The 20,619-nt window shown below is 57.6% G+C and carries 22 protein-coding genes, 1 tRNA gene and 1 pseudogene; 14 read left to right on the top strand and 10 right to left on the bottom strand.

From position 1 onward, the window contains the following. Nucleotides 1–22: 22 nt before the first annotated feature. The 11 genes and pseudogenes from DXA70_RS02210 (at nt 23) to DXA70_RS02260 (ending at nt 12,063) form a co-directional block, all read left to right on the top strand. Entirely contained in the window at nt 23–1,552 is a 1,530-nt protein-coding gene (locus tag DXA70_RS02210; RefSeq protein ID WP_243000986.1) for an ATP-grasp domain-containing protein, read from the top strand. Between the two features lie 452 nt (nt 1,553–2,004). Beyond that, nucleotides 2,005–2,832 (top strand): MYG1 family protein, encoded by an 828-nt coding sequence (locus DXA70_RS02215; protein WP_128117489.1) that lies wholly within the window; start codon nt 2,005–2,007, stop codon nt 2,830–2,832. Next, on the top strand, nt 2,819–3,133 hold the full coding sequence (locus DXA70_RS02220; RefSeq protein ID WP_022256572.1) for a GIY-YIG nuclease family protein: 315 nt from the start codon (nt 2,819–2,821) through the stop codon (nt 3,131–3,133). Before DXA70_RS02215 ends, DXA70_RS02220 begins: the two co-directional genes overlap by 14 nt. 303 nt (nt 3,134–3,436) lie before the next feature. Then, the gene (locus DXA70_RS02225) at nt 3,437–4,669 is read left to right on the top strand and encodes an argininosuccinate synthase (RefSeq protein WP_128117490.1); all 1,233 of its coding nucleotides are present in this window, start codon (nt 3,437–3,439) and stop codon (nt 4,667–4,669) included. A gap of 290 nt (nt 4,670–4,959) precedes the next feature. Beyond that, nucleotides 4,960–6,359 (top strand): annotated as a pseudogene (gene argH, locus DXA70_RS02230) (argininosuccinate lyase). Beyond that, on the top strand, nt 6,356–7,297 hold the full coding sequence (gene argC / locus DXA70_RS02235; RefSeq protein ID WP_128117491.1) for an N-acetyl-gamma-glutamyl-phosphate reductase: 942 nt from the start codon (nt 6,356–6,358) through the stop codon (nt 7,295–7,297). The pseudogene argH and the gene argC overlap by 4 nt, the downstream one beginning before the upstream one ends. Nucleotides 7,298–7,322: 25 nt before the next feature. Then, a complete protein-coding gene (argJ, locus tag DXA70_RS02240; RefSeq protein WP_112148480.1) occupies nt 7,323–8,552 on the top strand; it encodes a bifunctional glutamate N-acetyltransferase/amino-acid acetyltransferase ArgJ in 1,230 nt (409 codons plus the stop codon). 157 nt (nt 8,553–8,709) lie between these two features. Next, a complete protein-coding gene (argB, locus tag DXA70_RS02245) occupies nt 8,710–9,564 on the top strand; it encodes an acetylglutamate kinase (protein WP_022256577.1) in 855 nt (284 codons plus the stop codon). A 70-nt stretch (nt 9,565–9,634) separates the two neighbouring features. Continuing rightward, nucleotides 9,635–10,840: an acetylornithine/succinylornithine family transaminase gene (locus tag DXA70_RS02250; RefSeq protein WP_128117492.1), complete on the top strand. Its 1,206-nt coding sequence runs from the start codon at nt 9,635–9,637 to the stop codon at nt 10,838–10,840. Further along, nucleotides 10,837–11,757 carry an ornithine carbamoyltransferase gene (gene argF, locus DXA70_RS02255; RefSeq protein WP_128117493.1) on the top strand — a complete coding sequence of 307 codons (921 nt, stop codon included), beginning with the start codon at nt 10,837–10,839 and terminating at the stop codon, nt 11,755–11,757. Before DXA70_RS02250 ends, argF begins: the two co-directional genes overlap by 4 nt. 215 nt (nt 11,758–11,972) lie before the next feature. Beyond that, nucleotides 11,973–12,063 (top strand) — tRNA-Ser (locus DXA70_RS02260). Here the strand turns inward: DXA70_RS02260 and DXA70_RS02265 are convergent. The 6 genes from DXA70_RS02265 to DXA70_RS13565 form a co-directional block, all read right to left on the bottom strand. Beyond that, the gene (locus DXA70_RS02265; protein WP_128117494.1) at nt 12,024–12,305 is read right to left on the bottom strand and encodes a hypothetical protein; all 282 of its coding nucleotides are present in this window, start codon (nt 12,303–12,305) and stop codon (nt 12,024–12,026) included. The two genes, DXA70_RS02260 and DXA70_RS02265, sit on opposite strands and share 40 nt — an antisense overlap. A 40-nt stretch (nt 12,306–12,345) precedes the next feature. Then, the gene (locus tag DXA70_RS02270; RefSeq protein WP_128117495.1) at nt 12,346–12,783 is read right to left on the bottom strand and encodes a DUF188 domain-containing protein; all 438 of its coding nucleotides are present in this window, start codon (nt 12,781–12,783) and stop codon (nt 12,346–12,348) included. Continuing rightward, nucleotides 12,780–13,448, bottom strand: a complete 669-nt coding sequence (locus DXA70_RS02275) for an alpha/beta hydrolase-fold protein (protein WP_128117558.1) — start codon at nt 13,446–13,448, stop codon at nt 12,780–12,782. Before DXA70_RS02275 ends, DXA70_RS02270 begins: the two co-directional genes overlap by 4 nt. 298 nt (nt 13,449–13,746) lie before the next feature. Beyond that, a complete protein-coding gene (locus tag DXA70_RS02285; protein ID WP_128117496.1) occupies nt 13,747–14,349 on the bottom strand; it encodes a Type 1 glutamine amidotransferase-like domain-containing protein in 603 nt (200 codons plus the stop codon). A 138-nt stretch (nt 14,350–14,487) separates the two neighbouring features. Further along, nucleotides 14,488–14,634 (bottom strand): hypothetical protein, encoded by a 147-nt coding sequence (locus tag DXA70_RS13560; protein ID WP_158565124.1) that lies wholly within the window; start codon nt 14,632–14,634, stop codon nt 14,488–14,490. 392 nt (nt 14,635–15,026) lie between these two features. Then, nucleotides 15,027–15,305 carry a hypothetical protein gene (locus tag DXA70_RS13565; protein WP_158565125.1) on the bottom strand — a complete coding sequence of 93 codons (279 nt, stop codon included), beginning with the start codon at nt 15,303–15,305 and terminating at the stop codon, nt 15,027–15,029. 183 nt (nt 15,306–15,488) lie between these two features. Here DXA70_RS13565 and DXA70_RS02300 point away from each other — a divergent pair, with 183 nt between their 5' ends. Both DXA70_RS02300 and DXA70_RS02305 read left to right on the top strand, forming a co-directional pair. After that, nucleotides 15,489–16,124, top strand: coding sequence for a hypothetical protein (locus tag DXA70_RS02300; protein WP_128117497.1), 636 nt, complete (start codon nt 15,489–15,491; stop codon nt 16,122–16,124). Nucleotides 16,125–16,193: 69 nt separating this feature from the next. Continuing rightward, nucleotides 16,194–16,736, top strand: coding sequence for a hypothetical protein (locus DXA70_RS02305; RefSeq protein WP_128117498.1), 543 nt, complete (start codon nt 16,194–16,196; stop codon nt 16,734–16,736). Nucleotides 16,737–16,787: 51 nt separating this feature from the next. Here the strand turns inward: DXA70_RS02305 and DXA70_RS02310 are convergent, their stop codons facing one another. Further along, a complete protein-coding gene (locus tag DXA70_RS02310) occupies nt 16,788–17,486 on the bottom strand; it encodes a Crp/Fnr family transcriptional regulator (protein WP_128117499.1) in 699 nt (232 codons plus the stop codon). A gap of 3 nt (nt 17,487–17,489) precedes the next feature. Further along, nucleotides 17,490–18,347 carry an NAD(P)/FAD-dependent oxidoreductase gene (locus DXA70_RS02315; protein ID WP_128117500.1) on the bottom strand — a complete coding sequence of 286 codons (858 nt, stop codon included), beginning with the start codon at nt 18,345–18,347 and terminating at the stop codon, nt 17,490–17,492. Between the two features lie 149 nt (nt 18,348–18,496). Here DXA70_RS02315 and DXA70_RS02320 point away from each other — a divergent pair, with 149 nt between their 5' ends. Next, nucleotides 18,497–19,504 carry an asparaginase gene (locus DXA70_RS02320; RefSeq protein ID WP_128117501.1) on the top strand — a complete coding sequence of 336 codons (1,008 nt, stop codon included), beginning with the start codon at nt 18,497–18,499 and terminating at the stop codon, nt 19,502–19,504. Between the two features lie 58 nt (nt 19,505–19,562). Here DXA70_RS02320 and DXA70_RS02325 read toward each other — a convergent pair whose 3' ends face one another. Further along, on the bottom strand, nt 19,563–19,892 hold the full coding sequence (locus tag DXA70_RS02325; RefSeq protein ID WP_128117502.1) for a branched-chain amino acid transporter permease: 330 nt from the start codon (nt 19,890–19,892) through the stop codon (nt 19,563–19,565). After that, entirely contained in the window at nt 19,889–20,533 is a 645-nt protein-coding gene (locus DXA70_RS02330) for an AzlC family ABC transporter permease (protein WP_243000988.1), read from the bottom strand. Before DXA70_RS02330 ends, DXA70_RS02325 begins: the two co-directional genes overlap by 4 nt. Between the last annotated feature and the right edge of the window lie 86 nt (nt 20,534–20,619).

Raw genomic sequence — 20,619 nt, forward strand, 5'->3', positions numbered from 1 at the left:
AAAGAGGAATCAAGAAAAAACCATGCAGAACTTTATTTTCATTTCGCCCAACTTCCCCACCAACTACTGGCAGTTCTGCCGGGAGCTGAAAAACAACGGGATGAACGTGCTGGGCATCGGCGACCAGCCCTATGACGAGCTGAAACCGGAGCTGAAAGAGAGCCTGAACGAGTACTACAAAGTCGGCAGCCTGGAAAATTATGATGAGGTCTACCGCGCGGTGGCGTTCTTTGCGTTCAAGTACGGCCGCATCGACTGGCTGGAATCCAACAACGAGTACTGGCTGGAGCGGGACGCTGCCCTGCGCACCGATTTCCACATCACCTCCGGCTTCCAGACCGAGGATATGCCCCGCATCAAGTACAAGAGCAAGATGAAAGAATACTACCAGAAAGCGGGCATTGCCACCGCCCGCTACCACATGGTAGACGATTTTGCGGGCTGCAAAAAGTTCATCGAGGAAGTGGGCTATCCCGTTGTGGTCAAGCCGGACAACGGCGTGGGGGCCTCCGACACCCACAAGCTCTCCAGCGAGGAGGAGCTGAAAAAGTTCCTGGCTTACAAGGCGGAGAATCACGCCGATGTTTCCTACATCATGGAGGAGTTCGTCCGCGCCGAGGTCAACAGCTACGATGCCATCATCGACGGCAGCGGCAACCCCATCTTTGAGGCCGGCAATGTCAGCCCCATGTCCATCATGGACATCGTGAACGACAACGACAACTCCATCTATTACATCATCAAGGACCTGCCCGAGGACACCCGCGCCGCTGGCCGTGCCGTTGTCAAGAGTTTTGGCGTCAAGAGCCGCTTTGTCCACTTTGAGTTCTTCCGGATGACCGAAGACCAGACCAGCATGGGGAAAAAGGGCCAGATCGTGGCGCTGGAAGTCAACATGCGTCCCTGCGGCGGCTTTACCCCGGACATGATCGACTTTGCCCGCTCCACCAACGTCTATAAGATCTGGGCCGACATGATCGCCTTTGGCGGCACCGATATGCCCGTGGGCGAGCACTATTACTGCGCCTTTGCGGGCCGCCGCGATGGCAAGCACTTTGTGTACAGCCATGAGCAGATCATGCAGAAGTACCAGAAGAACATGAAGATGGTGGATCGTATCCCGGACGCTCTCTCCGGTGCCATGGGCAACCAGATGTATGTGGCCAACTTCTCCACCCGCGAGGGGATGGAGCAGTTCTACTCCGACGTCCTGGCCGTTACCGACCCCATCAACGCCAAGGTGCAGAAAGAGCTGACCGAGGTGCTGGCTCTGGGCGAGCCGGACGCGGCTTCCACCAAAGCTGTCACCCCGAAGCCCGACCTGACCCCTGCCATTAAGCCTACCACCGCCGTGGCCGAAACCAAGACCAAAGCCGTGGCAGAGGTGCCCACCAGGGCGGTCACCGAGACCCCGACAAAAGCCGTTGCCACCCAGCCGACCAAGGCTGTCACAGAGACGCCGACCAAGGCCGTCGCCACCCAGCCCACGAAAGCCGTGACCAAAACGCCCACCAAGGCCGTGACCAAGACCAGCCGGAAAGGCAAAAAGTAACAATACGGTAAAATAATGCAGCCGTTCTCCCGATTGGAAAGGAGAGCGGCTGTGTTTTTAACGTGAATGCTTGTTTTGCGTTAAAAAATATGATATCTTATAATTGCCGTTTTGACAAAAAGCGGCAGGGCACTGCAAACAACGGCAGGCGGTTTGGCCACATCTCCCGCAAAGGGGGTGAGACTGATGCCGATTACTTTAACGTTCCATCTGTTCGGATGTGTTATTACGATTAAGGTAAAAAGCGAGAACCGCCACCCTGGCCGGTGACGGTTCTCTTTGTAGAATCCTAATCTAACCTGGGCCAACCGCTTGTCGCAGTGCCTTTTCTATTTGTATTATAGCAATCCTCCGGGGGGCTGTCAAGCTTGCGGAGGGTTGCTTTTTTAATTGTCCCCTGCCGCGGAATGTGTTATACTGGTTGCAAACAAATAAGAACGAGGTAACGACCCATGAAAATTCCCGCAAACGGCTTTACGCACGCCGGCAAGTTCCACGCGGACGACGTGTTTGCCACGGCGCTGCTCCAGATCCTGCGCCCGGATATTAAAATCACCCGCGGCTTTGTGGTGCCGGACGATTTTGACGGCATCGTGTACGATATCGGTTTTGGCATGTTCGACCACCACCAGGAGCCGCGGGAGTACCGCGCCAACGGTGTGCCTTATGCGGCGTTTGGCCTGCTGTGGCGGGTGCTTGGCCCGGGGCTGGTGGGCGAGCGGCAGGCCCGGCTCATCGACGAAAACTTCATCCAGCCGCTGGACCTGAACGACAACACCGGCGAGCAGAACAGCCTGTGCGACGCCATCGGCTTCTTCAACCCGGTGTGGGACTCCAAGGAAGATCAAGACGCCTGCTTCTTCAAGGCGGTGGCCGTGGCCAAGCAGATCTTGGAACACCAGATCGACAGCGCCAATGCGGTCAACCGGGCCGATGAGAAAGTCCAGCAGGCTTACCAGAACTCCCGGGATGGCATCGTGGTGCTGCCCTGCTACCTGCCCTGGAAAAACGGCCTGTATAAGACCGATGCCCTGTTTGTGGTCTACCCCAGCCAGCGGGGCGGCTGGAGCGCCCAGTGCGTGACCGACCACAAGACCAAAAAGCCCAAGCTCCCGTTCCCTCAGTCCTGGGGCGGCCAGCCGCAGGAGGTCATTGAACAGAAGAGCGGGATCCCGGGCATCAGCTTCTGCCACGCCAGCCGCTTCCTCATTACGGCCAAGGATAAGGAGACGGCTCTTGCTGCCTGCCGCCAGGTGCTGAAAAACAATGGCCGCGTCTGAGACGGCATCCGGGCCAAAGCCCGCGTTCGTCTATATGGTGCGCTGCGCGGGCGGGCAGCTCTACACGGGCTGGACCAATGACCCCGCCGCCCGGCTCCGGGCCCACCAGAGCGGCAAGGGGGCCAAGTACACCCGGGCACAAGGGGCGCTGGGGTTTGCGTACCTTGAGCGCTGCGCGGATAGATCCGCTGCCCTGCGCCGGGAGATCGCCCTGAAAAAACTCCCCAAAGGACAAAAAGAACTGCTCTGTACGGCGTGGAACGCGGCGGGCTGCCCGTTTGCCCCGGAAACAAAGCGGTAAACCAGCGGCATCCGTGGAAGCGGGTGCCGCTTTTGCGTGTATAATTTTAAAAAAATACGGGAAAATATACAGGCTTGAACTGCATAAAATTTGGATATAAACATAAAATATTGAATAAACATACAAACTGACGCAAATCTCACCGGAAAAGGGGCCAAGGTTTGGCGGGTTTGAGAATTGACGGAAAAGCCGCACGGCGTATAATAAAAGCGTACTCAAGAACAGTGAGCGATCGAGAAGCCCGGGAGGGATGCCCGGCGCGCGAAACAAAGTGTAAAACGTGAAAACAAAGGAGCAATTACCATGAAAAAGGAAGACATCAAGAAAGTTGTTCTGGCCTACTCCGGTGGCCTCGATACCTCCATCATCATTCCCTGGCTGAAAGAGAACTACAACAACTGCGAAGTCATCGCTGTTTCCGGCGATGTGGGCCAGGGCACCGAGCTGGACGGCTTGGAAGAAAAGGCAAAGGCAACGGGTGCTTCCAAGCTGTACGTTCTGGACCTGAAGAAAGACTTTGTGGAGAATTACATCTTCCCCACCCTGAAGTTTGGCGCAAAGTACGAGGACTACCTGCTGGGCACCAGCTTCGCGCGTCCCTGCATCGCCAAGGCTCTGGCCGACATCGCCATCAAAGAGGGTGCTGACGCCATCTGCCACGGCTGCACCGGCAAGGGCAACGATCAGGTTCGTTTTGAGCTGACCCTGAAAGCCCTCTGCCCCGATATGGCCATCATTGCTCCCTGGCGTGAGTGGGATATCGAGAGCCGTGACGAGGAGATCGACTACGCCGAGGCTCATCATATCCCCCTGAAGATCAACCGTGAGACCAACTACTCCAAGGACAAGAACCTGTGGCACCTGAGCCACGAGGGCATGGACCTGGAGAACCCCGCCAACGAGCCCCAGTACAACAAGCCCGGCTTCCTGGAGCTGGGTGTCAGCCCCGAGCAGGCTCCCGACACCCCGACCTACATCACCCTGCACTTTGAAAAGGGCATCCCCACTGCCGTGGACGGCAAGGAGATGGGCGCTGTTGAGCTGGTCGAGTACCTGAACAAGGTGGGCGGCGAGAACGGCATCGGCCTGCTGGACATCGTGGAGAACCGTCTGGTCGGCATGAAGAGCCGCGGTGTCTATGAGACCCCCGGCGGTGCCATCCTGTACAAGGCCATCAACGTGCTGGAGACCATCACGCTGGATAAGGAGAGCGCACACTTCAAGGCTCAGCTGGCCCAGAAGTATGCCGACATCGTCTACAACGGCCAGTGGTTCACCCCGCTGCGTGAGGCTCTGGATGCCTTTGCCGACAGCCTGGAGAAGACCGTCACTGGCGACGTCAAGCTGAAGCTCTACAAGGGCAACATGATCAACGCAGGCGTCACCTCTCCGTTCACCCTGTACGATGAGCAGACTGCTTCGTTCGGCGTGGATAAGGACTATGACCAGTCCGATGCTACCGGCTTCATCAACCTGTTCGGCCTGTCCATCAAGGAGCGCGCAAAGCTCTCCAAGAACTGGCCCGAGATCAAGTAATTTTACCCGGCCAATCTTCCCCCTCCGTGTGTTTTCACACTTTCACACTGAGGTTTCCATCAACCGGCTCGATGCCGGCGGCACCGCCGCAGGAGCGTTTTCCCCTGCGGCGGCTTTGCCGTTTTATAAGGAAAAACCTCTCCGTCATTGCTGACGCAATGCCACCTCCCCTAGCAGGGGAGGCCTTGGCAGTCGATTGAAGCTTTCCCTATTTGCCAAAGGCTCCCCTGACAGGGGAGCTGTCGAGCGAATGCGAGACTGAGAGGTTTGTACAGAAGGGACAAAACATTATGGCAGAACAATTGTGGAAAGGCCGCTTTTCCAAGGCGGTGGACTCTCGCGTCAACGATTTCAACTCTTCCATCCGCTTTGATCAGCGGATGATCGCCCAGGATATGCGGGGCAGCGGCGTGCACGCCACCATGCTGGCCAAGCAGGGCATCATCTCCGAGAAAGACTGTGAGGACATCCTCAACGGGCTGGCCTCCATTGCGGACGATCTGGCTTCCGGTAAGCTGGAGATCGACCCCAACGCCGAAGATGTGCATACCTTTGTGGAACAGACCCTCACCGCCCGCATCGGCGATGCCGGCAAGCGGCTGCACACGGGCCGCAGCCGGAACGACCAGGTGGCGCTGGATATCCGCCTGACCCTGCGGGACTACAGCCACATGCTGCAGGGCTATATCGTGGAGCTGGTCAAGGTCATCTGCAAAAAGGCGGCGGAGAACACCACTGCCGTCATGCCCGGCTACACCCACCTGCAGCGGGCCCAGCCCATCACCTTTGGCCACGCCTGATGGCCTATGCCTGGATGCTCCTGCGGGACCTGCAGCGCTTTGAGGACGCCACCGCCCGGATGAACGCCCAGTGCCCGCTGGGTTCCGGCGCCCTGGCCGGCACCACCTACCCGCTGGACCGCCAGTTCACCGCCGAGAAGCTGGGCTTTGCAGCTCCCTGCCCCAACAGCCTGGATGGCGTTTCGGACCGTGATTTCTGCATCGAGCTGGCCAACGCCATCTCCATCTGCATGATGCACCTCTCCCGCCTGTCCGAGGAGATCATCCTCTGGTGCAGCTGGGAGTTCAAGTTCATTGAGCTGGACGACGCCTTTACCACAGGCTCCTCCATCATGCCCCAGAAGAAGAACCCGGACGTCACGGAGCTCATCCGCGGCAAGACCGGCCGGGTGTACGGCGATCTGAACACCCTGCTGGTCATGATGAAAGGCATCCCGCTGGCCTACAACAAGGATATGCAGGAGGACAAAGAGGCTGTTTTTGACGCGGTGGATACCCTGGAGCTCTGCCTCAAGACGGTGACCCCCATGCTGGACACCATGAAGACCCTGCCCGCCAACATGCGCCGGGCCGCTGCCAAGGGCTTTATCAATGCCACCGACTGCGCCGACTACCTGACCAAAAAGGGAATGCCGTTCCGTGACGCTTACAAGCTGACGGGCTGCATGGTCTCCGACTGCATCGCCAAGGATCAGACGCTGGAAGAGCTGACCCTCGACGAGTTCAAGGGTTACAGCGCCCTGTTTGAGAACGACATTTATGACGCCATCGACCTCATCAAGTGCTGCGAGGGCCGTACCAGCTACGGCGGCCCCAGCGAGGGCAGCGTCAACCACCAGATCGAGCTGGCAAATGCCCAGCTGGCCGCATGGGAGGCGAACAACGCATGAGCGTGAAAGTATTTATTGACGGCTCTTCAGGCACCACGGGCCTGCGCATCGCCGACCGTCTGGCCGCCCGGCCGGAGATCGAGCTGCTGAGCATCTCCGCCGAGGGCCGCAAGGACGTGAACGAGCGGGCAAAGGTCATCAATTCTGCCGACCTGGCATTCCTCTGCCTGCCGGACGCGGCTTCCAAAGAGGTCATGCCTCTGCTCCGCCCGGATGTGAAAGTGCTGGATACCTCTACGGCGTTCCGCACCGACCCGGCCTGGGATTACGGTTTCCCGGAGCTGAACGGCCAGAAAGAGAAGATCCAAAATTCTTACCGGGTGGCTGTGCCCGGCTGCTATGCCAGCGGTTTCATCAGCATTGCCCGGCCTCTGGTGGAGCTGGGCCTTGCCCCGGCGGATTATCCGTTCAGCTGCACGGGCATTTCGGGCTACTCCGGCGGCGGCAAAAAGATGATCGCCGAGTATGAAAGCCCGGACCGCCCGGCCCACAGCAAGATCGATGCACCCAAGAGCTACGGCCTGACACTGGGCCATAAGCACCTGCCGGAAATGCAGAAGATCAGCGGCCTGGCCCGCACGCCCGCCTTTGTGCCGGTCGTGTGCGATTATTACTCCGGAATGCAGGTGCTGGTGCCGCTGGACCTCAAGCTGGCAGGCACCACCGCCGAAGCCGTGGCCAAAGGGCTGGCGGAGTACTATCAGGGCGGTGCCACGGTCAAGGTGCACGGCCTCAATGAGACCCTGCCGGAAAACGGCCTGTACTCCAATGCCATGGCGGGCAGCGACCGGATGGGGCTGTACCTGACGGTCAACGCGGCGGGAGACCAGATGATGCTGGTCTCCCTGTTCGATAACCTCGGCAAGGGTTCCTCGGGCGCTGCCATCCAGTGCATGAACCTGATGCTGGGTCTGGATGAAGTGGCTGGATTAGAGTAATGTTCCGAAAATAGGGGGAAACAAAATGGGTTACAAGGAAGTAGCGGGCGGCATCTGCGCGCCCAAGGGTTTTGCAGCCGCAGGCGTCTGCTGCGGCATCCGGGCGGGCCACACCGAGAAATACGATCTGGCCCTCATTAAGGCGGACGTGCGCTGCGCGGCAGCGGGCGTTTACACCACCAATAAAGTCTGCGGCGCTCCCATCAAGGTGGACCGCGCCCACCTGAAAGACGGCTATGCACAGGCCATCCTCGTCAACAGCGGCAACGCCAATACCTGCGCCGCCAACGGCGTGGCCCTGGCCGAGGAGTGCTGTGAGCTGGTGGGCAAGGCACTGGACCTCCCGGCCGAGGACGTGCTCCCGGCTTCCACGGGCGTCATCGGCCAGCCCATGGTCATTGACCCGTTTGCCAGAGGCATCCCGGCGGCAGCCGCCAAGCTGGCCGCTACCGAGCAGGGCAGCACCGACGCGGCAACGGCCATCATGACGACCGACACCCACAAAAAGGAGTACGCCATCCAGTTCGAGCTGGGCGGCAAGACCTGCACCGTGGGTGCCATCGGCAAGGGCAGCGGCATGATCGCCCCCAACATGGCCACCATGCTGGCGTTCTACACCACGGATGCCGCCGTCTCCCCCGCTCTGCTGGAAAAGGCCCTCAAGACGGTGGTCCCGGGCACTTACAACCAGATGAGCGTGGATCTGGATACTTCCACCAACGACACCCTGATCATCATGGCCTCCGGTCTGGCGGGCAACCCGGAGATCACCGAGGAAAACGCCGATTATGACGCCTTTGTGGCGGCCCTGACCGCCATTGCGGAGCACATGTGTGCCGAACATGCAGGCGACGGCGAGGGCGCGACCCACCTCATCACCTGCGAAGTGACCCACGCCCCCGACCTCAAAACAGCCCGTGCCGTTTCCCGCAGCGTGGTCTGCTCCAACCTGTTCAAGGCGGCGGTCTTTGGCCGTGACGCCAACTGGGGCCGCATCCTCTGCGCCATCGGCTACACCCCCGGCGATTTCTCCATCGATAAGGTCTGCGTCTGGCTTTCGAGCAAAGCAGGCGAGGTCTATGTCTGCGAGAACGCCGCCTACCACCCCTACAGCGAGGAAGAAGCTGCCAAGGTGCTGGCCGAGCACGATGTGCTGGTCAAGGTGGATATGGGCACGGGCGACGCCAGCGCAAAAGCCTGGGGCTGCGACCTGACCTACGATTACGTCAAGATCAACGGCGATTATAGAACTTAATGAAACTCCCCCAGTCGCCTGCGGCGACAGCCCCCTCACAGAGGGAGCCTGAAAGCCTCCCTCCTTGAGGGAGGTGGCATCGCGCAGCGATGACGGAAGGAGTTTGTCTGGTGGGAAGCAAATGCCGGAGCAAGTGTGCTGGCGGCAAGGAGAGTATATGAAAAATGAAGAAATGGCCCGCCTGTTTTCAGAGGCCACCCCTTACATCCAGAAATACCATGGCAAAACCATGGTGGTAAAATACGGCGGCAACGCCATGATCAACGAAGAGCTGAAAAATGCGGTCATGAACGACCTCGTCACCCTGACCCTGCTGGGCGTCCGGGTGGTGCTGGTGCATGGCGGCGGCCCGGCCATCAATGAGATGCTCAAAAAAGTGGGCGTCGAGAGCCATTTTGCCAACGGCCTCCGGGTGACGGATGACGCCACCATGGAGATCGTCCAGCAGGTGCTGGCCGGTAAGGTGAATAAAGACCTCGTGGCCAAGCTCCGGGGCCGCGGCGTGGGCCTGTGCGGCATGGACGGCCAGATGCTCCGCTGCACCGAGCTGGACCCCCAGCTGGGCCATGTGGGCGAGATCGTCCATGTGGACGCAACCCTGATCTCCAGCCTGCTGGACGGCGGCTTCATCCCGGTCATCGCCACTGTTGGCATGGACGACCTGGGCCAGGCGTACAATGTCAACGCCGATACGGCCGCAGCCCAGATCGCCATTGCCCTCAAGGCCGAGAAGCTGGTCTCCATGACCGATATTGCCGGCCTGCTGCGGGATAAGGACGATGAGACCACCCTCATCCCCGAGGTGGAAGTCTCCGAGATCGAGGGCTACAAATCCGCAGGCATCATTGCAGGCGGCATGATCCCCAAGATCGGCGGCATGGCCGATGCCATCTATCAGGGCGTGCACGAGGCTGTCATCATTGATGGCCGTGTGCCCCACTCCATCCTTCTGGAGCTGTTCTCGGACCGCGGCTCCGGTACCCGTTTCTACCGCCGCAGCCATCGGGAATAAGGATTGCGGAAAGCACAGTAGGGCGATATAATAGAGAGCAAGAGAAGCCCTACGATCAGGAGGTAACATTATGGATTCCGAAAAAGTCATCAAGCGGGACAACGAATATGTCCTGCATACCTATGGCCGCAACCCTGTTGTCCTCGAAAAAGGCCACGGCCTCTATGCCGAGGGCCCCGAGGGCCAGAAATACCTTGATTTTACCAGCGGCATCGGCGTCAACAGTCTGGGCTACTGCGACCTGACCTGGGCCGAGGCCGTGTCGGAGCAGGCCCACAAGCTGCAGCACACCTCCAACCTGTATTACACTGCCCCCTGCGGCAAGCTGGCCAAAAAGCTCTGCAAGCGCACCGGCATGAGCAAAGTCTTCTTTGGCAACTCGGGTGCCGAGGCCAACGAGGGTGCCATCAAGGCGGCCCGCAAATACAGCTTTGACCACTACGGCAAGGGCCGTGATACGATCATCACGCTGGTCAACAGCTTCCATGGCCGTACCATCGCCACCCTGACCGCCACCGGTCAGGAGGTCTTCCACCAGTACTTCGGCCCGTTCAACGACGGTTTCCAGTATGTCCCGGCGGGGGATATCAACTCTCTGACCGAGCTGGTGGACCGCCACACCTGCGCCATCCTGCTGGAGCTGGTGCAGGGCGAGGGCGGTGTCATGGCGCTGGACCCTGAATATGTGCAGGCCGTCCGCGCGCTCTGCGATGAAAAAGACCTCATCCTCATTGTGGACGAGGTGCAGACCGGTGTGGGCCGCACGGGTACATTCCTCTGCTGTGAGCACTACAACCTCAAGCCGGATATCGTTACGCTGGCCAAAGGCCTGGGCGGCGGCCTGCCCATTGGCGCGGTGCTGATGAATGAAAAAGTGGCCGAGGGCATGGGCCCCGGCAGCCACGGCTCCACCTTTGGCGGCAACCCGGTGGTCTGCGCCGGTGCCAACGTGGTGGTGGACCGGATGGACGCCGCGTTCCTCTCCAATGTCAATGAGCGGGCCGTCCAGCTCCGCACCGGCCTTGCCAAGCTGCCCCGGGTCAAAAGCCTTTCGGGCATTGGCCTGATGGTGGGCATTGATTTCCTGGAGGGCATCCAGGCCGCCGATGTGCTGGCTGCCTGCCGTGAAAAGGGCCTGCTGGTGCTGACGGCCAAGACCCGTCTCCGCCTGCTGCCCCCGCTGACCCTCACCGCCCACGATGTGGACATGGCGCTGGAAATTCTGGGCGAGGTGCTCACCGGGATGCAGCCCAAGACGGTGGAGGAAACAGCATGAAACATCTGCTGAAAATGAGCGACCTCACCCCCGGCGAGGTGACCCACATCCTGGATGTGGCCGACCAGCTCAAAGCCCAGCAGAAAGCCGGGGGCACCCCTCCCCTGCTGGCGGGAAAAAGCGTGGCGCTGATGTTCTCCAAGAACTCCACCCGCACCCGCAACAGCTTTGAAGTGGGCGTCTACCAGCTGGGCGGTCTGGGCCACTACATGAACGCGGCCACCGAGCTGCAGCAGTCCGGCCGTGGCGAGCCCCTCAAGGACACCGCACGGGTGCTGGGCCGCTATTACGATTGCGTCGTCTGGCGCACTTACCGTCAGTGCGATCTGGAAGAATTTGCTGAACTGGCGGGCGTGCCCGTCATCAACGGCCTGACCGATTACGCCCACCCCTGCCAGGTGCTGGCCGACCTGATGACCATTCGGGAGCGCCGGGGCACGCTGGCGGGCCAGAAGCTCTGCTTTGTGGGCGACGGCAGCAGTATGGCCAACAGCCTCATCGTGGGCGGCCTGCTGGCCGGAATGAGCGTGACCTGTGTCTGTCCCCGGGACTACCGCCCGGCGGCCGATGTGGTGATGTTCGCCCACAAGTACGGCGAAAAATTCCACCTGACGACCGACCCCGCCGAGGGCGTCAAGGACGCCGACGTGGTGGTAACGGCTGTCTGGAACACGGCCCGCCCCGGCACCCAGGACAGCGAGCAGCGCCTGCGGGATTTCGCAGGCTACCAGCTCACCAGCAGTCTGCTGGCAGCGGCCAAGCCCGACCACATGGTGCTCCACTGCCTGCCCGCCCACCGCGGCGAGGAGATCTCCACGGCCGTTTTTGAAGGCCATGCGGATGAGATCTTTGACGAGGCTGAGAACCGCCTCCATGTCCAGAAAGCCGTTCTGGCCATCTTGCTGGGCGGAAAATAATGTTCTTTTCAAAAACAGAAACCGGCGTCTGCCAGACTCATCCGAGCGGCAGACGCCGGTTTTGTTATAATGCAAAATAGAAAAGCACGGTGCATTCCGGCGTGGAGCGGGACAGATGAAAAACGGTTGACGGAAAGCGGAGTTTTTGTTATAATAATTAGGCTTGAATGGTGCGGGAGATGAGTTTCCCGTGAGATTTGAGCAGAACAGAATATGGAGATGTATCGAAGTGGTCGTAACGAGAACGACTCGAAATCGTTTTGTCCTTAATCGGGCACGTGGGTTCGAATCCCACCATCTCCGCCAACAAAAGGCATCAGCTCAGGCTGGTGCCTTTTTTGCGGCCAAGATGGTGCGGATGAGAACAGGGCGGCGGTCCGCAGACCGCAAGCAATCAGCCCTGCGGGCTGTTGCTTAGCCCGCGGGAGAATGCCCACCATCTCCGCCAGAAGTTGCAGATTCAAACGAATCTGCGACTTTTTCTTTTGCATCAAGCAGAGAAAGACCGCTTTTGCTTCATCACGGTATGCCTTATCGATATTCGCCAAAAAAGAAAGCTGGATTTCTCCAGCCTTCCAAAAGGATGTATCAATAATTTTTGCTCAGAATCTTCTCAAGCGTGTCCGCAAACCTGACATCCTGCTCCTTCGTCCGCTTTGGGCTCCCCTTGGGATGCTTTCCGGCACGGAGGAGTTTTTTGTTTTCATAACGCCGCAGCATGAGAGCGTCTATGTTGTCGGCGGTGTATTCCAAACCGTTCTGGTTCAGCACTCGTGCGCACTTGGCAAGACACATACTCGCCAGCCCGTAGTCCTGTGTTACGACAATATCACCCGGTTTTACCCGGTTGACGAGAGCAAAGTCCACGCTGTCTGTCCCTTTATCGAACACCAGCGTCTGCGCACCTTCCCGCTCAATCTGGTGAGCGGTGTCGCACAGGATGATGACAGGAACGCTGAACCGCTTTGCGATCTGCAATGTCAGGTCCACCACCGGGCAGCCGTCTGCATCAATCAAAATGGTCATGCGTGTCCCTCCATCACCCACTGAAAGGCTTTCGCCGTGCGCAGGTCGGCGTCTTTGAAATGCCCGCCGCTGTTCCATTCAAGGGTGCAGTCTGCGCCACGCTCTGCAAGTCGGCTGTGCAGGGTGCGGATATTATCCCCTACCGCAGCCATGACGGCGTTTTTCGTGCGCTCTTCCTTGTCGCCAAGGCTCAGATAAACGCGCTGTGCCTGCATCGGGTGCTGCTGTTCAAACTCCATCCAGTCCGGAAACCACACAGAGGGGGATGCGGCGGCGACACCGTAGAACAGCTTTGTCTGAGTGGATGCCCACAGCGCAAATAGCCCGGCCAGCGAGTAGCCACCCAGAATGATTTTGACGTTTTCCGGGAGATCAAACTGTTGTTTCAGTGACGGAATGACCTGCTCTGTCAGGAAGCGCAAAGTGTCCGCAGCCTTGCCTCCAAAGCCTTGCTTTCCCCACACGGCAGGAGACTTCCACGGAGAAAGTGCATCGTTCCAGCTTTCCACCGGGATGGCCGCAAACAGAAAGTGGTGCGCACTCTGTGCGATAGCGGCAATCTCGCTTTCCATGCTTTGCAGCTCATGTTCGCCGGTCATTTGGAGCAGCAGGTATTCTGCATGGGCTTCGCCATAAATGCGGCAAGGTCTGCTCCCGATTTGCATTGTCTGTGCGGTCATTGCAGCAGCCTCCCGAAAAGATTTGATAAGCTCAGTATAGCAACTGAAAAATTATTTTGCAATTCAAAAGGCTTTCATAGCAGTGGCAAGCAAATCAATGACTGACAATCAAGAAATTTCGGAACAATACCCTATGACATTATCCCAGTTGACAATCATCGACAAACTGGAACTTGTCGGGGCAAGGCCCCTCCATCTTGCTGCCGCAAGACCGTTCTGTCACTTAAAAGCCCCACTGGGGCTTTCATTGTTCCGCTTCGCTCCACAAACGCGAATTTTCAAATTAGCCTTTGCAAATAACCTTTGAATCTTCACCATCAATTACAATTCCCTGACGGTTGTTAATCGGGCATAGATTCAAATCCGAAAACTCAGTCATTATTTTCTCGGTAACTTTCTTAAATGGTGCTGTAAGATAATGCGGAAGAACATAGAAATCAATCAAATCAAGCCCTGCATCATCTTCTTGTGAGTAGTCCTCTGGCTTTTCATCCATTTGCTCGATATATTGGATGCTTGGAGCGCATATAATTGCGCCTGCCGACTCGCCGATCATCAATTTTCCATTTGCCAATTCCTTTTTCAGTAGCCCATCAGTTCCCGTTTTACGGAGCTGGTCCATAAGAAAGAAAGAATTTCCGCCGGTAAAATATATCACATCTGCTTCTTCAAAAACAGACTGTATCGTTGAATAAGCCTCCGTTGAAATATCAATTTCAGTTACGATTGCTCCCAACTTTTTGAATAATTTTCGAGCCGAGCCGACATAACCGGTGTAGCCTTCACGCAGTGAAGCTGTTGGAATAAATGCGACTTTCTTATTTTCAATTTCTTCCTTTATCAGACTTCCTACACTTGAAAAGTGCGAACATAAAAATAGTTTCATCAATATTCTCCTTTATAAATTCCGAGTTGTCGCTCTCAGTATACCATGCTTTCTCCCCGCAGAAAAGCATGGCGAAAAACAAAAATGTCTCCGGAGGGCTTGTACGTATGTTTTTCCAGCGTTTCCGATCTGAATTTCTCAGAACAGAATATCCTCCGGCTTGAACTTATCTTTTTCGGTAATGGGGCGGATCACCTTGCAGGGCACCCCCGCAGCGATGACGCCGGGGGCAATAAAGGCACCTGCTCCGATGTTTACCGGAGAGGTATTCGCCCGACTGACCATAGAAGTAGTCCAGCATCATTTAGTGTGACCTCGGATTTTCAACTGCATGGGTGTGTTCATGTGGAAAACTATCCATCCCTCCGAAATGAATGAAAAACAGGTTGACATTCATCAGAAAAAACGCTTACAATTTACGGCATCCGGGCATCCAAACACTTCGGATACTTGAAACAGACCTACAATGAGTTTTTCCGAATTTACGGAAAGCCGATGGGACTGGAGAAACTAAAACCAACGGCAATCATTACAGAGGATTCCAATTCGGGGTTCCAGTTTTTTCAGGCTGTTTGCGCCGAAAACGGAATTTTCTGCGAATCTGCTGGTGGAAAGTCCAACATTTCAAACGGGACTGCCTCACAGTGATGTGGCGCAGTCCCGTTCGTTCAGGATGATCAATGGACTTTGTAGAATACCCGATTTCCAGCCTTCCGTGCAGCCAACAGTCCCATTTCGTGGAATTTCATTACAAATCGAATGGTGGCATACGCAGCGTTGCGGAAGTCCTTTTCCAACTGCTTGGTGGTAAATTCTTCTGCACCGTTTGAGCCGTCTGCAAGCGGCATCATCCATTTCAGGTATGTCATTCGCCCACTGAAATGCTCTTGCGGTACGCAGGGCGGCTTCTTTGAAATGCCCGCCGCTGTTCCATTCAAGGATGCAGTCTGCGCCACGCTCTGCAAGCCGGCTGTGCAGGGTGCGGATATTATCACCCACCGCAGCCATGACGGCGTTTTTCTCAAAAAATTAAAAGTGCGAACAAAAATTTTGTTAAAATGTATTGCATATAATTTTGCGTTAATGTATAATAATTTTGTAAATATTCGCCTGCTGCTTTGCTGTGAGAGGGCTATCCTATGAAACATTTGCAGAAGCTTGTTACCATTGTCCTCGCATTTGTTTTGGCGTTGAGCCTCAGCCTGACTGCCTTAGCAGAAGAAGGCTATGGGCAGGAAGTTACGGGGGAGGACAATCTGTTCCAGAACAATGAAGCCCAAACTACATTCAGCGTCGTTGCAGTACCGGCAAATCTTTCTGCAACAGTTCCTCTCAATGTCACTTTTGCAGTCAAACGCAATGGTGATTTTGTTTGTCCAAAGGGCTATGCAATTACCAATACGGGCTCTGAAATTTTTCATGTTTCGGATATCCGCGTAACCATGCTCGATGCAGCATATTCTTTTGTAGAGAGTGATAAGAATTTGCAGGATCGGCAGATTTATCTGACGATGACTGGAACAAATCCGGGCAGTATGAGTCCTATTTCGGATACTGTTACCTTTGTGTCTGGGAGTGATAATACAAAACAATCGTTTGGCACAGAACAATATACATATAACACCTGGAATGTCTATCAGGGCGGAAAAATTGAATTTGAGTTTAAAGGAAAAGTGAATGGCATCAGTGCGGAGTGGGCCGACAAGCAGGAACTCTTCACGATTGCGTATACCATAGAGCCAGGCGAGATATATGGGCCAAATCCAAAAGGATAAACTGTTTCCACCGGAGCGGGGGTTCGCCCGCCCCGGTGTTTTTATCGTTTGAGAAAGTGGGTGCATTGGATGCGGGAGTATCACAAACAAGTCCTCCTTGGCCTGAAATTTCTCCTGTCCCGTGGGCTTCCGCTGGTGCTGGTTTCTGCCGCGGCGGCAGGCGTTTTCCTGCTGAAGACGCCGGACAGCGCAAAGCAGGCCTCTGCTCCGGGAGCCCGTGACCCCAATGCAACGGTAGGTCAGTACGAGGGAAAGTCGGAGGCGGAGATTCAGGCAGAACTGGACAAAGTCGTGCAGGAAGGGATGTTCAACATCTCCATCAACCCGGATATCCGAATGACCAGCGGCAGAGCGGAAGCGGAGCTGCGGGTGGAAAATATTCCGGCCAATCACCATCTGATGAGCGTCACTCTGAGCCGGGATGATACCGGGGAGGTGCTGTATGCCTCCGGCCTCATAGAACCGGGATATCACATTCAGGCGGTGCCGCTGGAGACAGTCCTGCCCGGCGGCAGCTATACGGCAACAGCACTGTTTACAGCATACGATCTGGAAACGGAACAGCCCGCCGGACAGGCTGCGGCAAGAGTCCGGATCACAGTAGCAAAGTGAAAAAACGAGCCATTTACAGCTGTACTTGTAAATGGCTCGTTTTCGTTGATGTTATTGCCCTCTCGCGATCTCCTGCAACTTCTGCTGATCCAGCACCTCCACGCCGCCACGGTAGAGGCGCACCCAGCCCTCCTGCGCGAAATATTTCAGCAGGCGGCTGACCACCTCGCGGGCGGAGCCCATATAGCGGGCCATCTGGTCGTGGGTCATGCGGACATTGCTGCCGCCGGTCTTGGCCAGCTCGTCGGTGAGGAAGATGGCAAGGCGGCGATCGGCGCTCATAAACAGAATTTGCTGCATCGTCCACATGGTATCAGAGAAGCGCTCCGCGGTCATCTGGTAGGCAAAGCAGCGGACGTGAACATTCTGCTGCATCAGGCGGCGGAACGTTCCAGCGCCGATGCAGTAGGCCTCGGTGTCCTCCTCGGCGTCGATGTACAGATCAAAATTGACCGAATCCAGCACACAGGAGGCCGAGAGGATGCAGACCTCCCCCGGGAAGAGGCGGTAAAGGGTCACGTCCCGGCCATCCTCGGAGAGGAGATAGGCTCGCAGCTGGCCGGTGCGGAGGAGCAGGATGCCCACGCAGTTTTCCACGGGGCTGTGCACCCGCTCCCCTTTTTTGTACTTGACCGGCCGGGTGGTGCGGCAGAGAAACTCCTGCTCCTCCGGGGTCAGCTGCTCCCAGAACGGGAAGCCGCAGGCCAGGCAGTCCGGGCAGACAGGGGACTTTTTATCCAATTCCGGCATGATTCATCCTTTCCGCAGGGCCTTGGCGGCCTCGCTGCCCGCAAGGGCACCCTCGTACACGGCCTTGGCGACCTGCAGCAGGCCGCCGGTGCAGTCGCCTGCCGCGTAAAGGCCGGGCAGAGTGGTCATCATGTGCTCATCGGTGACGATGCGGTTCCCGTCCACTTCGGCCCCCAGCTTGCGGGCCAGAGCGGTGCTGCCTGCCACGCCCAATGCGACGAACACACCGTCCAGCGCCAGCGTCTCCCCGCCTGCCAGCTGGACCCCGGAGACCCGCTGTTCTCCCAGGATGGCTTCCACTTTTTCCGGGCGGACGGTCACTTCCGGCGGAAACTCTGCCGTCAGAGGCATTCCGTTGGTCAGCAGGGTGACATGCTTCGCCACCGGGAGCAGCGCCTGGGCCTCATGGAGGGCATATTCTCCGCTGCCCAGCACAGCCACATCTTTGCCACGGTAGAAAAACGCGTCGCAGGTGGCGCAGTAGCTCACGCCGTGGCCCTCCAGCCCGGTCAGGCCGGGGATGCGGGGCACGGCACGGGAGGCCCCCGTGGCCAGAATGACAGCGTCTGCCGGGTAATCGCCGTCCAGCGTTTCGACCGTGAGTTTATCCGTGTAGGTCAGGCCAACGGCCTCGGCGGTGACGAATTTCACGCCTACAGCCCTGGCACCCTCCATGCCCCGGCGCTCCAGCTCTGCCCCGGAGATGGGCTCGGCAAAGCCGTAGTAATTCTGGATGAGCTCGGCGCGGTCCAGGGCGCCCGGGCCCTTGGTCAGGATGGTGGTGTCCACGCCTGCCCGCGCGGCGTACAGTGCAGCCGATACGCCCGCCGGGCCGGAACCGATAATGACAATGTTCGACATTTATATTCTCCTTTTCAGGTCCGATGTTTGCTTACACCTCTATTATACACAAAATCTGCCCGTTTTCCGTGACTGAGTTCCAAAAAGTTTTCGATTGTGTTATACTGAGCCTGTCTGATTTTTGTGTTTTTTCTGGAGGCTTCCATTTTATGTCCAAGCAACGCCTGCTTTTCATCACCACGGGCGGCACCATTGCCAGTGTACGCACGGCCCAGGGGCTCAAACCCGTCCTTTCCAGCGAGGAGCTGCTGGCTCACCTGCCGGAGCTGCAGGAGCTCTGCTGCCCGGAAACGCTGGCCCTGTGCAGCATCGACAGCACCGACCTCGGCCCCGAGCACTGGCTCATGATGGCCAAGGCCGTGCAGGAAAACTACGCCCTTTATGATGGCTTCATCATCTGCCATGGCACCGATACGCTGGCCTACTCGGCGGCGGCCCTTTCTTACCTCATTCAGAACGCGGACAAACCCATCATCCTGACGGGTGCCCAGCAGCCCATCTCCAACGAGATCACCGACGCCAAGAAAAACCTGCGGGACAGCGTGATCTGTGCGCTGGACTCCGGGAGCCGGGGCGTGATGGTGGTGTTCGGCGGGCATGTCATCGCGGGCACCCGGGCCAAAAAGAACAAGACCATCAGCTATGACGCCTTTGCGTCGGTCAACTTCCCGGCGCTGGCCCTGGTGCAGGGCGACCGGCTGGTGCGGTATGTCCCCTCTCCCTGGCCCACCGGCCCGGTGGAGTTTGGCCGGGCGCTCAACCCCAAAGTCTTCCTGCTCAAGCTGACTCCCGGCCTCGGGCCGGAGCTCATCCCGGCCATCTTTCAACATTACGACTGTGTGATCGTGGAAAGCTTTGGCGTGGGCGGCATCCCGCAGCGGCTGATGGACGCCTTTGCCGAGGGGTTGGGCGACTACGACCAGACCCACAAAATCCTGATCCTGACCACTCAGGTCACCTACGAGGGCAGCGATGTGGGCATTTACGAGGTGGGCAAACGGGTCAAGAACCGCTTCCGTTTCCTGGAAGCCCATGACATGACCATTGAGGCGGTCATCACCAAGGTGATGTGGCTGCTGGCCCAGAACTGCGAGAGCTTCGACCAGCTCCAGCAGCGGTTCTACCGTCAGATCAATTTTGACACATTTTATCATTGATCGGTTGGCAGCAAAAAAGGACACGGCAGCGCGCCGTGTCCTTTTTGCGGTACAAACGTTAAAATACAAGCTGCACCAGCAGCACATAGCAAAGCGTGCCGCCTGCAATGGATCCCAGTGTTTCGTGCTTCCACTTGTGGAGCGCGATGGTCACGCCGATGGCGATGGCCTCCGGGATGCCGTGGCTGCCCGTAAAGACGCTGACGCCTTTGAGGCAGTAGATGATGAGCATTCCGAAGATGGCGGCGGGCAGCACCCGCCCCAGATACCGGACGACTTCCGGCGGCTGCTGGTCCTTGGACGAGAAGATCAGGAACGGCAGAAACCGGGTGAGCATGGTGGCTGCCGTGCAGGCGGCAATGGTGATGCCAAACTGGACTCCGCTCATGGGGCCACCTCCTCGGTTTTATCAGCCTGCTCAATGGGCTTGCGCAGCACGAGCAGCAGCACCAGAATGCAGATCATGGACGGGATCAGAAAACTGCCGGAGCCAAACACCAGCAGGCAGACAAACGGCACCGCCAGCCCGATGAAGCCGGAGTAGTGCTGCTTTTCTTTCTCCCACTGGTTGAGGAAGATGACCACGAACATGGCGGTCATGACAAAATCCACGCCCTCGGTGCTGAACGGCAGGATGGAGCCCACCGCTGCCCCCAGAAAAGCGCTGGCCACCCAATAGATCTGGTCCAGCAGGGTGATGAAGAACATGAACCACCCACGGTCTACCCCCTCGGGCGGCTCGGCCGAACAGGTGATGGAAAACGTCTCGTCGCTCATGGCGTAGATCATGTAAAAGCCGCGCGGGCCGTAACCCTGATAGCGCTCCAGCATGGTCAGGCCGTAGAACAGGTGCCGGGCCTGGATCATGAGCGCCATCAAAAAGGCAGAGAGGGGCGAAAAGCTGCCCAGCAGCAGGGAGGCCAGCACAAATTCCAGGCTTCCGCCGTACACCACGGTGCCCATCAGGGGCGGCAGCCAGATGGGCAGGCCCAACGACTGCACATAGATGCCGTAGCCTAGCCCCAGCACAAAATACCCCGTCAGCACCGGAATGGTTGGGGGAACGCGGCTTTCAGCGCCGCCAAAACCGCCCCGGAGGAATCGCGGGACGGGGT

Source organism: Faecalibacterium sp. OF04-11AC, from assembly GCF_003460645.1.
In the GTDB taxonomy this organism is placed as follows: Bacteria; Bacillota; Clostridia; order Oscillospirales; family Ruminococcaceae; genus Faecalibacterium; species Faecalibacterium prausnitzii_I.

Coding starts and splice junctions, on each gene's coding strand:
- DXA70_RS02210 (WP_243000986.1), top strand. CDS start 23: ATGCAGAACTTTATTTTCATTTCGCCCAACTTCCCCACCAACTACTGG.
- DXA70_RS02215 (WP_128117489.1), top strand. CDS start 2,005: ATGAAAATTCCCGCAAACGGCTTTACGCACGCCGGCAAGTTCCACGCG.
- DXA70_RS02220 (WP_022256572.1), top strand. CDS start 2,819: ATGGCCGCGTCTGAGACGGCATCCGGGCCAAAGCCCGCGTTCGTCTAT.
- DXA70_RS02225 (WP_128117490.1), top strand. CDS start 3,437: ATGAAAAAGGAAGACATCAAGAAAGTTGTTCTGGCCTACTCCGGTGGC.
- argC (WP_128117491.1), top strand. CDS start 6,356: ATGAGCGTGAAAGTATTTATTGACGGCTCTTCAGGCACCACGGGCCTG.
- argJ (WP_112148480.1), top strand. CDS start 7,323: ATGGGTTACAAGGAAGTAGCGGGCGGCATCTGCGCGCCCAAGGGTTTT.
- argB (WP_022256577.1), top strand. CDS start 8,710: ATGAAAAATGAAGAAATGGCCCGCCTGTTTTCAGAGGCCACCCCTTAC.
- DXA70_RS02250 (WP_128117492.1), top strand. CDS start 9,635: ATGGATTCCGAAAAAGTCATCAAGCGGGACAACGAATATGTCCTGCAT.
- argF (WP_128117493.1), top strand. CDS start 10,837: ATGAAACATCTGCTGAAAATGAGCGACCTCACCCCCGGCGAGGTGACC.
- DXA70_RS02270 (WP_128117495.1), bottom strand. CDS start 12,783: ATGACCATTTTGATTGATGCAGACGGCTGCCCGGTGGTGGACCTGACA.
- DXA70_RS02275 (WP_128117558.1), bottom strand. CDS start 13,448: ATGCAAATCGGGAGCAGACCTTGCCGCATTTATGGCGAAGCCCATGCA.
- DXA70_RS02285 (WP_128117496.1), bottom strand. CDS start 14,349: ATGAAACTATTTTTATGTTCGCACTTTTCAAGTGTAGGAAGTCTGATA.
- DXA70_RS13560 (WP_158565124.1), bottom strand. CDS start 14,634: ATGGTCAGTCGGGCGAATACCTCTCCGGTAAACATCGGAGCAGGTGCC.
- DXA70_RS02300 (WP_128117497.1), top strand. CDS start 15,489: ATGAAACATTTGCAGAAGCTTGTTACCATTGTCCTCGCATTTGTTTTG.
- DXA70_RS02305 (WP_128117498.1), top strand. CDS start 16,194: ATGCGGGAGTATCACAAACAAGTCCTCCTTGGCCTGAAATTTCTCCTG.
- DXA70_RS02310 (WP_128117499.1), bottom strand. CDS start 17,486: ATGCCGGAATTGGATAAAAAGTCCCCTGTCTGCCCGGACTGCCTGGCC.
- DXA70_RS02315 (WP_128117500.1), bottom strand. CDS start 18,347: ATGTCGAACATTGTCATTATCGGTTCCGGCCCGGCGGGCGTATCGGCT.
- DXA70_RS02320 (WP_128117501.1), top strand. CDS start 18,497: ATGTCCAAGCAACGCCTGCTTTTCATCACCACGGGCGGCACCATTGCC.
- DXA70_RS02325 (WP_128117502.1), bottom strand. CDS start 19,892: ATGAGCGGAGTCCAGTTTGGCATCACCATTGCCGCCTGCACGGCAGCC.